Origin of the sequence: Pseudomonas sp. BJa3 (assembly GCF_026343815.1) — a bacterium.
GTDB classification, from domain to species: Bacteria; Pseudomonadota; Gammaproteobacteria; order Pseudomonadales; family Pseudomonadaceae; genus Aquipseudomonas; species Aquipseudomonas soli.
Genome location: NZ_JAOXMC010000452.1, coordinates 1 through 244, shown reverse-complemented (window position 1 = coordinate 244; position 244 = coordinate 1). Strand labels below are relative to the sequence as shown.

At 68.9% G+C, this 244-nt stretch carries 1 pseudogene; it reads left to right on the top strand.

The features are described 5' to 3' along the window. A pseudogene (gene fadE, locus OH705_RS28385) lies at positions 1–244 on the top strand (acyl-CoA dehydrogenase); the annotation flags it as partial.

The window sequence follows — 244 nt, the reverse complement described above, 5'->3', positions numbered from 1 at the left end:
CTTCCGCATGTACGACCCGGATGGCCTGCTGGGCGACACCCGCGACATCGGCATCACCCTGGCGCTGCTGCCGCGCGACACCCCCGGTGTCGACGTCGGCCGTCGCCACTTCCCGCTGAACTCGCCGTTCCAGAACGGCCCGATCCACGGCCGCGATGTGTTCATCCCGCTGAGCCAGCTGATCGGCGGCGTGGAGATGGCTGGCAAGGGCTGGAACATGCTCAACGAGTGCCTGGCCGTGGGC